At 55.3% G+C, this 9,028-nt stretch carries 8 protein-coding genes; 4 read left to right on the plus strand and 4 right to left on the minus strand.

Translation table 11 applies throughout. The features are described from left to right. Positions 1-141 precede the first annotated feature (141 nt). From RC85_RS13245 to RC85_RS13255, 3 genes are all read right to left on the minus strand, one after another. Positions 142-1,464: an EF-hand domain-containing protein gene (locus RC85_RS13245; RefSeq protein ID WP_084422633.1), complete on the minus strand. Its 1,323-nt coding sequence runs from the start codon at positions 1,462-1,464 to the stop codon at positions 142-144. A 68-nt stretch (positions 1,465-1,532) separates the two neighbouring features. Next, positions 1,533-2,030 carry a response regulator gene (locus RC85_RS13250; protein WP_235033121.1) on the minus strand — a complete coding sequence of 166 codons (498 nt, stop codon included), beginning with the start codon at positions 2,028-2,030 and terminating at the stop codon, positions 1,533-1,535. 52 nt (positions 2,031-2,082) lie between these two features. Then, positions 2,083-2,607 (minus strand): hypothetical protein, encoded by a 525-nt coding sequence (locus RC85_RS13255; protein WP_068263496.1) that lies wholly within the window; start codon positions 2,605-2,607, stop codon positions 2,083-2,085. Between the two features lie 916 nt (positions 2,608-3,523). Between RC85_RS13255 and RC85_RS13260 the strand changes: the two genes are divergently transcribed. Beyond that, positions 3,524-4,834, plus strand: a complete 1,311-nt coding sequence (locus RC85_RS13260; protein ID WP_162273209.1) for a hypothetical protein — start codon at positions 3,524-3,526, stop codon at positions 4,832-4,834. 16 nt (positions 4,835-4,850) lie between these two features. Here RC85_RS13260 and rpmA read toward each other — a convergent pair whose 3' ends face one another. Further along, positions 4,851-5,114: a 50S ribosomal protein L27 gene (rpmA, locus tag RC85_RS13265; protein WP_068263501.1), complete on the minus strand. Its 264-nt coding sequence runs from the start codon at positions 5,112-5,114 to the stop codon at positions 4,851-4,853. Positions 5,115-5,399: 285 nt separating this feature from the next. On the opposite strand from rpmA, the gene RC85_RS13270 reads away from it, so the two are divergent. The 3 genes from RC85_RS13270 (at position 5,400) to RC85_RS13280 (ending at position 8,971) form a co-directional block, all read left to right on the plus strand. After that, positions 5,400-7,031 carry an exopolysaccharide biosynthesis polyprenyl glycosylphosphotransferase gene (locus RC85_RS13270; RefSeq protein WP_068263502.1) on the plus strand — a complete coding sequence of 544 codons (1,632 nt, stop codon included), beginning with the start codon at positions 5,400-5,402 and terminating at the stop codon, positions 7,029-7,031. Positions 7,032-7,129: 98 nt separating this feature from the next. Then, the gene (locus RC85_RS26820; protein WP_068263503.1) at positions 7,130-7,816 is read left to right on the plus strand and encodes a hypothetical protein; all 687 of its coding nucleotides are present in this window, start codon (positions 7,130-7,132) and stop codon (positions 7,814-7,816) included. A gap of 90 nt (positions 7,817-7,906) precedes the next feature. After that, on the plus strand, positions 7,907-8,971 hold the full coding sequence (locus RC85_RS13280) for an NAD(P)-binding domain-containing protein (protein WP_068263504.1): 1,065 nt from the start codon (positions 7,907-7,909) through the stop codon (positions 8,969-8,971). Positions 8,972-9,028 lie beyond the last annotated feature (57 nt).

The following is a 9,028-nucleotide window of genomic DNA, read 5'->3' on the forward strand; positions in this document are numbered from 1 at the left end:
CCGGGGATTTACATCCCCGGCAGAGAGCTTCCGTCCCGCCGGGACTAGCGGAGCCTGACCGTCGGCATGATCCGGATCTAAGCCGGACGTTCTCTTACGCGGCCGAGGCTCACAAGACCAAGACTCACAAGATCAACCCGCTTACGAACCCGATTCGCGGGACTTGGTCCATCGGGCGTATTCGTCAGCCGTGATTTTGCCGTCTCGGTTGGCGTCCGCCGCTGCGGGACTCATCAACATTGTTTTCCATTCGGATCCCGTTAGAACTCCATCACCGTTTGCGTCTCGTCGGCCAATGATCCGTTTGGCTAGATCGACGTACTTTTGATCGATGGGGCCGGTTTCTGCTGGCGGAGCCGACGATGCGGTGGATGTTCCGGGCGTGGTTTGTCCAGCCGCCTGTGCCCGCAACGATGACGCCGGGCCTTCTTCCACACTGCGTAGCGATTCAGAGGCTGTGATCACGCCGTCTTCGTTGAAATCGACATCGAAGAACTTTGCCAACTCCTCGTCGTTCCAATCTTCTGGATTCTCCGGCATGAACTCGGCCATCGAAAGCTGGCCGTCACCGTTTCGATCTTGTTCAGTGAAATAGCCGGGCAATCCTTCGGTGGAAGTTGAACGGGCAGTCGTTCGGTAAGATCGCCGACCGTTGTAAATGTCAGGAACTTCGCTGCTGCCCCGTTCTGTTTTCTCTCGACCTTTCCCATCGCTCTTTTTGTTTGACTGATCGCTTTTGCCTTCTCGTCGCCGGGCATAGCGAACGGCTAATTCTTCCAAAGACAATCGGCCGTCGCGGTTGCGATCAAAGTCCAACGGGTTCCCGGCAAAGCGGCTGGTGATTTCGTCACGATCGATGTACTGATTTTTGTTTCTGTCAAAGCGACCCATATTCTGCCTCGCTTCGTTACGATCCGCCTCGGTGACGATTGCGGTCATCATTTCGGCATTGGGTCCGAACCCAAGGATCAAATCATCGAAGGCTTGCTCATCGCCAAACCCTGGCACCAATAATTCGGCCATCAGCGATTCGTCACTGTCGCGTCGATCGCGACTTGAATCACGACCGCGATCACGGTCACGATCTCGACCGCGATCTCTGTCCCGGTCATTGTCTGATCCACGGCCGCCTCGCATTTTTTCAAACCCATCCTTGATCTTTTGGATCGAAATAGGACGCCCGGCCACGATGCTGGAATCGGTTGACGCGAGCCGCTTGATCATAAACTGAGCTGGGCCTTCTTGTTCGTCAGGATCGATAACACCATTGCCGTTCTTGTCCAATCGATCCAGAAAGGAACTGGGGTCAAATCCACCGCGGCCTCTGCGATCGCCTCTGTCGCCACGATCACCCCTGTCACCGCGGCCACCTCGGTCGCCCCTGTCACCACCGGGGCGTTGTGCGGAAGCAAATCCGGTGATGACCAGAGAGAGAAAAAGAGCGATGAATGTTTTTTGGTGCATGTCAGTTTAAACCCCGGCACAGCGCCGATGTTTTGCAAGAAAGCGGTCGAACAGCGAAAGAGATGACTCTACGCCGGCAACATGACTGGCGTTCGGTGGACCATCAGTCGCTTGTGCTCGCGTACGACCCTCATGAAGTCTGCTTCACTGACCGGCTTCTTCATAAAGTCACTGACCTGCAAATCATTGCATCGCTGGCGAAGCCCCTCGTCGGTCGACGCCGTCAAGACAACCGTCGTCGGCGGTTCCGATCCCACGGGGCAATCCAATTCTGCCAGCTTTTCAATCACGTCGATTCCGCTTCCATCGGGCAGCATCATGTCCAATAGCAAAAGATCCGGCCAAGGTGCTCGCGAGAAAATTCCCTGACGCATCAGAAACTCAGTCGCCTCGGCAACCGTTCGGACCAGCGTGATTCGGTGATGCACCTGGCTGCGTCGAACCGCGTAGATCGTGACGCGAGCGTCCACCCAACCATCTTCGACCAATAGAATCTCCATTGGCTTGGTGAACGAATCGCCCAACGAACGTTGTTCAGAATTCAGGGTACGTTGTTCAGAATTCATGTCATTGGATGTCATAAGAAGATGAAAGGAATCGACTGATCAGGCAATCGGTTTAGCGAGATTGGGGTGGCTGCAATTTCAACGCCGCAAGGGTTTGCTCGATCAGTTCGGCCTCGTCACGTTCGTGCGTCAGCAATCGATCCACAAAGTCACAGACTCTTGCGGACAAATCAATCAGCATCGAATGTTCCACTCCCCGATATTGTAATTCCTCTGCAAGCTCAGCGAGCTCACTTAATTGGATATACAGCGACCGATGTTCTGCTTGAGTGCGGGCGGTTTTGCGGGTCACCGGCGTCTCGGTGGTCCCAAAGTCGCGGAGGTCGCCGATCGCGATGTATCCGTAAGACTCTTCCAGCGAGAATTGAAGTGCAACAATGTCACGCAGGTCATCCAAGCCCTTCACCAGATTCCTGCAAAGGCTTGTCGGATCATCGGGACTGTGACAAATATGCTGGATACGCCTAACCGATTCCATGTAGTCAGGATTGCTGTCCTTGATCTCTCGCAAGAACGCTGGATTGACACTCATCAGTGTCGTTTGCGAGGTCGCTTCGACGGTGGAAACACTGTTCATACGAAAGCTCTCAGTCTGGGCAAGCAAAAAGAATCACATCCACGCTCACTTCATCTGCCTAAATCCTACCCGCTGAGGAACGATCGCGTCAATAAAATGCCATGGCAGACAACACAAACTGGGACGCTGTGAAGCATTGTGGCAACGGCACATTTCCCTGATCGCCAGTATGTAGGCCGTAGCGAGCCATAGCGAGTTACGGCAATGTGCGCAACGCCGTAACTCGCTTTGGCTCGCTACGGCCTACTTTCTGGGCAAGCAAAAAGAATCACATCCACGCTCGCTTCATCTGCCTAAATCCTACCCGCTGAGGAACGATCGCGTCAATAAAATGCCATGGCAGACAACACAAACTGCAGCGCTGTGAAGCATTGTGGGAACGGCACATTTCCCTGATCGCCAGTATGTAGGCCGTAGCGAGCCTTAGCGAGTTACGGCAATGTGCGCAACGCCGTAACTCGCTATGGCTCGCTACGGCCTACTTTCTGGTTCCCCGACGGGGCCTGGCGGTTAAACAGTTTAATGGGCCCAGCTACGGGAAGACTGGGAAATTGGTTTGGGACAGCTTCTTGGGGCGTGCAAACCCTACAACCCCACGGGTAACTGACAATCGTCTTCCATTTACTGATCGGACACCAAAGCCCAGTCGTCAAAGTCGCCGATAGCACCCATGTTCCGATGAATTTTCTCCGGTGCAGTGGATGATCTGAAGACCGAGGTTGCTTTCCCACCTGACCTTGCCCATACCGCTACCAGAGAAGCTGAAAATGAAACTGATACCGAAGCCCCGCGGCTAAGCACCCAACAAAACAGGTGCATGGAATGGTCGCCAGGAACCGCCTATGCGCCACTCACCCAGAATGCTGGATTCGCGACCGTCGAATTCGCAGCGGTGAAATCACGGAGTGATGAACGAATGTCCCGCCGATTAATCGACTGCTTCCATTCAATCCTGCTCGCGATCTCGATCGCGGCGATGGTGCCAATCCCGTCTCTGGCCAGTGATCACCGTTTTGATCATGGGATGGTTCCCGTCACGGACTTTCCATCAAGCCGACCTGATGAGTGTTGTCCGGTCAACTGGTCCGCGATCCATTCAGGCGCTGCCGCCTGCGGTTTCAATGTAACTGGTGGCACCCATGATTCCGCTCCGCTTCATCGCATCGCTTTGCGTTCACAGATCGATACCTTGCCAGCAACAGTGTCACCTGCGCAGGTTTCCATCACCACCGCAATCATGGCCCTCGCTAGCGTTCGTGTTCAGCAAGTGACCGAGCCGTTTGCCGTCGTTGGACCTCGGCTGACACCGTCCAGCGAATCGATGACAGAATTCTTGGACTGGTGCAACCAACTTGCCCAAGCCGAAACTGCCGGCGGACCAGCGACAATCGCCAGCGCTGCCATCATCGAATCGCCCGACGATCAAATGCTGTCGATCGATCGAATGCTCGACCAACTCGCCGACGAAGAGCCTGTTGATGCCGACATCAATCACGTGGAAGTTCGCAACTACGTTGAAAGCCGCAAAAGCATCGACGGTGACTCGTTCATCTCCGTTGCAAGGCGAAACCCGTTGGTCGGTAGTTCAGCAATGATCACGACACTTCGCAGCGGCCCCTACGCTGGCGACCTTGCCGACAATGGCATGCTCGAATCGGGTCAACTGAAAGTTTGGAGTATTCTGCCAACGGTGACACGCCCGTTCTGCATCCGCCATTCATCGCGAAGCTTTGACGCCGACGATCTCGCCTTCGCGGCTGCGTCTTCCGCCAAGAGTATTCTGATCAACGATCAAGCGAACGACTATCTTGCGGCGATCGGCAACATCGATTCCATGCTTGCCGAAGCTCGCGCCGCCGCCCCTTCAGGAATTCAAATCGCTTCCCGTCAGGTGCAAGCCGACAAGATCGTTGCCTCGGCATCGGCAAGTTTCGCTGTGGCAAAAAACATCGGTGCTTGGATCGTTCAACAAGACCGTGCTGCAAAGGAAATGGCGTGGCAGCGAGCGACAACGCTTCTCAACCGAACGTCGCTGGCCGAATCCGTGCCGACGGTATCGTTCCACGAACTTGGATCACGATTCGCCAACTTGGCCGTCGCTGGCCAAGAACTCGCCTCGATTGCCGCAGCCGAATTGGCAAAAGCTTTACCTTCAGACGGCAAGCCAGCGGCGCAAGAAAAAGCAGCGGCTCAGGTGGCCGCTGCGGATGCTGATTTGGATCGCTAGAAACTGTTGCGAGTCTCTAGTTGGCTTCCACTGGTGCCGAAGCGACCACGTTGATGCGACGACCTTTGCGATCGAATTCAACGTTTCCGTCGATCAAAGCGAACAAAGTGTAGTCGTTACCTTGGCCAACGCCGCGGCCTGCGTGGAACTTGTTGCCAACCTGGCGAACCAGGATATTGCCAGCACGGACGACTTCGCCGCCAAATTTCTTCACGCCACGTCGTTGTGCATTGGAATCGCGACCGTTACGGCTCGATCCTTGGCCTTTCTTATGTGCCATCTCTACATTCTTCCTATACGAATATCAACCATCAGGTTTGGATTTCGCGGAAGTGTATCGAACCCAGCCCGCTTGCTCAAGGGGTATCGAATCGCCGGAATGCACCGATAAAAGAATCGCGGGCGTGAAACTTTCCAGCATCCGCCCCGGAAACGCTTCACCCGGACCCATCGGAGGAACGAAACCACCCAATGGCTCGGTTCGTCGTGCGCCTCCCCTCCGCAAGCATCGAATCGGTCCTTCCCGGGCTCCCACCCGCTGCCTCCCAAAATCCACCGGTCCGCTGTGCTTCCCCCTGCACCCGCTCTGAATCCGATCAATGAGAATGCGCACACACATGCGCCCCATCATCTCGGGTCGCCGACGCCATCATCGCCGACGCCATCATCACTGGTACCGGCACCGCACCTGATCCCCGACCGCGTTCCCGCACAGCAACCCACGCAGCTCGATCACAATCCCGAGCAACTGCAATCGCTCGATTCGATTGTCAAACTTCACACCGCCGCCCAACCCAACCTGCGGCTGAATCTTGACCTGACGCTGCAAAGCCTAAGAACGGGCTTACCGCTTTTGATCGTTGACCTTGTCCTGGCCACAATCGCAATGTTGGTTTCAGCATGCGTGATCAACCTTTGGCAGGGTCACACTTTGAATCCAGGCGTCTGGAAACAGTTGCCCGCTTGGCTGGTGATTCAAACCGGGCTGGTTTGGTTGCATGGATTGTACCCAGGCGCTGGCGTTGCCGCGGTCAGCGAACTGCGTGGCGTTGCCAGGTCCGCCGTCTATTCGTGCCTGGCGTTATCCTCGCTGAACATGATCTTTGGGCATCTGCCACGGATCGAGTTTGCGATTTTTGTCTTGGCAACATTCCTGGTCATGGGGCTGTTGCCGCTGGCCCGGCATCTGTCACGCGCCAGCCTAGCCAAGACGTCTTGGTGGGGCATTCGCACGCTGATGATCGGCAGCCGAACGACCTGCGAACCGCTGTGCCGACAAGTCCAATCGCGCCGCGAATCCGGATTGATCGTGATTGGTTATGTCTGCAACCAAAACGATTTCAACAAGCATGCCGGCAAAGACGCAAACTTGCTGGGGTCCGGTTTGAATGCGTTTTCGATCGCAGTCAAACATCGAGCACCGATTGCCGCGTTGGCCTCGGTCGAAGCAAACGCGTTGGCCCAGCGATTGATGTTCCAATTTCCATCGTTGGTTTGGATGGATGAATCCGCGATGTTTTCTGAAACGTCAAATCCGATCGGCGAATTTCAACGGCGGCTCAATGTTCCCTTCCTTCGCTTTACACCGCGATTGCTAAAACGGACGCTCGACCTGGCGTTGGTCATCCCCGGCTTGTTGGCCTTGGCGATTCCCATGTCCCTGATCGCGATTGCCATCAAGATCCAATCGCCCGGACCGATCATTTACGGCAGCCCGCGAATCGGTCAGCACGGCCGCCGATTCAAAATGTGGAAGTTCCGTTCCATGGTCCCCGGTGCCGACGCTGTCTTAAAAGAAAAACTCGCATCAGATCCAATCGCACGCGCTCAGTGGGCTGCGGACAACAAACTAAAAGACGATCCGCGAATCATTCCAGGGATCGGTCGAATGCTTCGTTCGTCAAGCCTGGATGAGCTGCCGCAACTTTGGAACGTGCTGGTCGGTCAAATGAGTTTGGTGGGGCCGCGACCGGTGCCGCCTGGCGAAATTGTGAAGTACCAAGACCAGTATTACCAATACAGCCACATGTGGCCCGGCATCACGGGGTTGTGGCAGGTCTCTGGGCGGAACGACACCTCATTTGAAGCTCGCGTTTTCCTGGTCGGCCATTACGCAGCGAACTGGTCGTTATGGTTGGACGCTTGGATCTTGGTCAAAACCCCGATGACCGTCATTACCCGCAAAGGCGCTTACTAAACAGACAAAACTTAGCCCGCACAAAACAATTCTATGGCACAAATTAGCAGCGCTTCAAGAGTTGCCAGTATCAACTACCTATCCCAAGAGAACTTACCATGAAGATCCTTCGACCCGCCGCAGCAGTTGCTGCCATGACCGCGTCGTTCGCATTTTCTGCTCACAGCCAAGCTGCTGACGCCGATGCGACCAACGTCAGCCCGCAAGCTGCCTCTGTAAACGAAACCGTTGACAGCGTGTTCAGCGTTGCAACGACCTACGAACAAATTCGCACCGACGTATCGACCGCCGAATTCACCGGCGACGAAATGCTCGGCCGCATCGACAGCTTGGTCAGCCGCATCGACGAACTGATGAAGGCTCCAACACAAAACGCCACTAACGAATTGACACAACTGCGAAACGCTTCGCTTCAAATGCGTGGCGAAGTGGTTGAATTCCTGAAGGGCAACGGAACGCAATTGGTTCAGTTTCAATCAGCCCTGCCTACCGCTGAAAGCATCATGTCGGGAACCGCAATCCAGAACGGCGGCCAGTTCGCTGCCGACCCTGGCTTCGCACCAGCTCCTAGCGTGGCACCCGCCGGCGGTGGATTTAATTCAGTCGGATCCCTCCGCGGTGGCGGAGGCGGTGGAGTTTCCAGCGGCGGTGGTGGCGGAATGCTTGGTGGCGGCGGAAGCTTTGGCATGCTCGGTGCCGCAGCAGCCGCAGCATCAATCGGCCTTTCCGACGACGACGACACAAACTTCAGCGTCGGAACTGTCGCATCACAAGCAGGCATGTAGATCGCCCCCGGCGGTCACAGAAGCTAAACGCAAAACAAAGCGGGTTGTCGATTCCTTCGGCAATCCGCTTTTTTTGGTTAGACTTCAGGCATGAACGAATCAAAACACACCCAAGTCGTCGTTGTCGGCGGTGGACCAATCGGCATCGAGCTTGCCGTTTCGCTGAAACAACACTCGATCGACGCTCAAATTATCGAAGCAGGCCCGATCGGTCACACGATCAGTTGGTGGGCACCGCAAACGAAATGGTTCAGCAGCAACGAACGCATTTCAATCGCCGGCGTTCCCCTGATGACCGTGGATGGTTCCAAAGCCACCCGCGAAGAGTATCTCACCTACCTGCGCAGCGTCGTTGCCCAATTCGATCTAGCGATTCGCACATTTGAGCGAGTCACCAAAATCGATCGCCTGCCATCGGGCGGTTTCGTCGTCACCACCGAGTCCAATGCGGGCGGCAAGAGCGAAACGATCACGTGCGAGCAAGTCGTCTTGGCGATCGGCGGCACCGACTACCCACGCTCGCTAGAAATCCCCGGACATGATTTACCCCACGTCGATGGCTATCTGCGCGAACCGCATCGCTACAGCGGTCGCCGAGTGATGATTGTTGGCGGTCGCAACAGTGCCGTCGAAGCCGCATTGCGGTTGCATCACGCCGGTGCGAAGGTCGAAATCAGCTACCGCCAATCGGAACTGCCAACCGCCAGTATCAAGTATTGGTTGACGCCCGAAATCCTTGGCCTGATCGAAGCCGGACGAATAAAAGCTCATTTCAATACACTGCCAATCAAGATCACGCCAAACCAGATCACTTTGCAACGCCATGATGACGAAACGACTTACGACGTGCAGGTTGACGACGTGCTTTCGCTGATCGGTTACCAACAAGAAAAGTCATTGTTCCAATCTTGTGGCATCGAGCTGATCGAATCGATGCAGCGTCCCGTCTACGATCCCGAAACGATGCAGACCAATGTCGATGGCATCTATGTCGCCGGAACCGCCGTCGCTGGAACGCAAAACAGCAAGTACAAAACCTTCCTAGAAAACTGCCACCAACACGTCGATAAAATCGTCGCCAACATCGCCGGCGAAAAAGCGATCAGACAGAAACAGGTCTACGAAACACAAATCGAATTGCAGCCCGAAAGCTAAAAGCATCCTGAAGATAGTCGCCTTTCGCTCCGCGAAAGTTGCGTTCGCTCTCGCTGC

The organism is Rubripirellula obstinata, assembly GCF_001642955.1.
GTDB classification, from domain to species: Bacteria; Planctomycetota; Planctomycetia; order Pirellulales; family Pirellulaceae; genus Rubripirellula; species Rubripirellula obstinata.

Excerpts from the sequence above, each read along its gene's own strand:
- RC85_RS13245 (WP_084422633.1), bottom strand. The coding sequence starts at position 1,464 with ATGCACCAAAAAACATTCATCGCTCTTTTTCTCTCTCTGGTCATCACC.
- RC85_RS13250 (WP_235033121.1), bottom strand. The coding sequence starts at position 2,030 with ATGAATTCTGAACAACGTACCCTGAATTCTGAACAACGTTCGTTGGGC.
- RC85_RS13255 (WP_068263496.1), bottom strand. The coding sequence starts at position 2,607 with ATGAACAGTGTTTCCACCGTCGAAGCGACCTCGCAAACGACACTGATG.
- RC85_RS13260 (WP_162273209.1), top strand. The coding sequence starts at position 3,524 with ATGTCCCGCCGATTAATCGACTGCTTCCATTCAATCCTGCTCGCGATC.
- rpmA (WP_068263501.1), bottom strand. The coding sequence starts at position 5,114 with ATGGCACATAAGAAAGGCCAAGGATCGAGCCGTAACGGTCGCGATTCC.
- RC85_RS26820 (WP_068263503.1), top strand. The coding sequence starts at position 7,130 with ATGAAGATCCTTCGACCCGCCGCAGCAGTTGCTGCCATGACCGCGTCG.
- RC85_RS13280 (WP_068263504.1), top strand. The coding sequence starts at position 7,907 with ATGAACGAATCAAAACACACCCAAGTCGTCGTTGTCGGCGGTGGACCA.